This is a genomic window from Actinokineospora pegani (assembly GCF_009745975.1).
GTDB classification, from domain to species: Bacteria; Actinomycetota; Actinomycetes; order Mycobacteriales; family Pseudonocardiaceae; genus Actinokineospora; species Actinokineospora pegani.
Genome location: NZ_WHOL01000089.1, coordinates 1 through 2,931, shown reverse-complemented (window position 1 = coordinate 2,931; position 2,931 = coordinate 1). Strand labels below are relative to the sequence as shown.

General features: G+C 74.4%; 1 protein-coding gene. It reads right to left on the bottom strand.

What is annotated here, in order from left to right:
• Positions 1-2,931 (bottom strand): acyltransferase domain-containing protein (locus GCL84_RS15590; RefSeq protein WP_156756197.1); only part of this gene is annotated, 2,931 nt, incomplete at both ends.

The window sequence follows — 2,931 nt, the reverse complement described above, 5'->3', positions numbered from 1 at the left end:
GGAACGGTGAGCACGACCTTGCCGGTGTGCCTGGCCTGGGACATGAACCGGGTGGCGTCCGCGCCGCGCCGGATGTCCCAGGCGCGGACCGGCAGCGGGGTGATGATCCCGGCCAGCTCGCCGAACATCTCCCGGATGCGGTCGGGCCCGGCCTCGATCAAGTCGAACGCCCGGTAAGCCACGCCCGGGAAGCCCTCGCGGAGATCGGTCTTGCCCATCTCGATGAACCGGCCACCCTCAACCATGGTCCGCACCGAGGCATCGATCAACTCACCCGCGAGCGAGTTCAACACCACGTGGATGCCGGAGAACTTCTCCCCGAACTCCGCCGTCCGCGAGGAAGCAATGTGATCATCGTCCAAGCCCATATCGCGCAGCAGGTGTTGCTTGGTCGGGTGCGCGGTGGCGAACACCTCCGCGCCCAAGTGCTGGGCAATCTGGATCGCGGCCATGCCGACCCCACCGGTGCCAGCGTGGATCAGCACCCGCTCCCCCGCCTGAAGCCCGCCCAAGTCACGCAAGCCGTACCAAGCCGTGAGGAAGACAATCGGCGTCGCCGCGCCCTGCGCCCACGACCACGCGGCCGGGATGGGCGCGACCATCCGGGCGTCCACGCAGACCTCGCCCGCGGCGTGCATCAGGCCCATGACCCGGTCGCCGACACCGAAGCGGTCGTCCGCGGACTCCACGACCACGCCCGCGCCCTCGATGCCGACGAAGGCCGACGGGTCCGGGTACATGCCCAGCACGGTCAGCACGTCGCGGAAGTTCCACCCGATCGCGCGCGTCCGAACCCGCACCTGCCCCGGGGCCAGCTCGGTCTCCGCGTCAGGCACGACGACCAGCGCGTCCGCGCGGCCCGGGGTCGGCACAGCCAGCCGCCAGCGGCCCGAGAGCACCAGGTCGGACTCGGCGGCGGCCCGGCCCATCCGCGGCGCGAACCACACACCGCCGCGCCGGGCCAGCTTCGGCTCACCCGCGGGCAAATCGCCCACCTCGGCCTCGTCGTCAACATCGACCAGCACGAACCGGCCGGGGTTCTCGGTCTCGGCCGAGGCGACCAAGCCCCAGATCCCAGCCGCGTCCTGCCCCGGCACCGGCTCGTCGCCCACGGCCACAGCCCGGGAGGTCAGCACGACCAGCGGCTCATCGCCACGCTTTTGTAGAACCGGCAGGACGTCGACAGCGGTCAGGCCGCGCGCGTCGAGCACCTCCGGGCACGGGCCGTCGCCCGCCACCGGGGCCCAGTCGAGCGCGAACAGCGCGTCCCGCACACCCGCGTCCGCCACCGGCCCGGTGATCGGGCGCAGCACCAATGAGTCCACAGTGGCCACGACCGAACCGGCCGGGTCCGCCACGACCACGGCGAAGCCGGAGCCGTTCGGGGTCAGCCGCGCCCGCACGGTCAGCGCCTCGCGGGCGTGCAGCGACACCCCCGACCACGCGAACGGCACACTCGGCCCCGCGTCGCCGCCGACGACGGCCAGGGCGTGCAGGACCGAGTCGAGCACCCCCGGGTGCAGGCCGAAGCCCTCGGCGCGGGCGGTCCCGACCAGGTCGACCTCGGCGAGCAGGTCGCCGCCGTCGCGCCAGACGCGGCGCAGGCCCTGGAACGCGGGCCCGTAGTCCAACCCGGCCGCGGCCAGCGCCGGGTACAGGTCGGACACGTCGACCGGCTCGCCCGCGCGCCACGCCCACTCGGGGACGGCGGCGGTGTCCTCGTCGAGGGTGCCGGAGGCGTGTCGGGTCCACTCGTCGCCGGTGCGGCCGTAGACGGTCACCGGACGGCCGTCAGCAGGGGCGCCGACGACGACCCGCAGGTCGACGGAGCCCTGGTCGGGCAGCACGAGCGGGGTGTGCAGCATGAGCTCGCGGACCCGGCCGCAGCCGATCTCGCGGCCCGCGCGGGTGGCGAGGTCGAGCAGCGCGGTCCCGGCCACGACGACCTGCCCGGAGACCCGGTGGTCGGCCAGCCAGGGGTGGGTGCGCAGCGACAGTCGACCGGTCAGCACGGCCCCGCCGCCGTCGGGCAGCACGACGGCCGCGCCGAGCAGGGCGTGATCGCCCGCGTCGACCCCGGCCCCGGCCAGGTCGGGGGCGGTGTCGCCGGGTTCGAGCCAGAACCGCCGCCGCTGGAACGGGTAGGTGGGCACGGCGACGCGGCGGCCCGGCGCGCCGAACACGGCGGCCCAGTCCACGTCGACGCCCCGGGTGAACAGGGTGGCGACCGCCCCGAGCAGGGCGGCGTCCTCGGCCCGGTCGCGGCGCAGCAGCGGCACCGCGTCGTCGAGCACGGGGGTCAGCGCGGCGTCCGGCCCGACCTCGACGGCGTGCGCGACGCCCAGGTCGGCCAGCGCGGCGGCGCCGTCGGCGAACCGGACGGTGCCGCGCACGTGCTCGACCCAGTACGCCGGGTCGGTCAGCCGGTCGGCCACGGCGCCGGTCAGGTTCGACACCACGGGGGTGGTCGGCTCGTGGAAAACCACGGAGTCCAGCACCCGCCGGAACGGCGCCAGCATCGGGTCCATCAGGCCCGAGTGGAACGCGTGCGACACCGTCAGCCGCTTGGTCTTGTCGAACCCCGCCGCGATGGCCAGCACCTCGGACTCGACCCCGGAGACCACCACGGAGTCGGCGGCGTTGACCGCCGCGACGCTGACACCGCTCGTCAGCTCGATGTCGGATTCGGCGGCTCGCAGGGCGACCATCGCCCCGCCCATGGGCAGCGCACCCATCAGCTTCCCGCGCGCGGCGACGACCTGGCACGCGTCCGCGAGCGACCAGACGCCGGCGACGTGCGCGGCGACCAGCTCGCCGATCGAGTGCCCGATCAGCACGTCGGCGGTGATGCCCCACGATTCCAGCAGCCGCACCAGCGCGACCTCGACCGCGAACAGCCCGGCCTGGGTGTAGGCGGTGCGGTGGACGTCC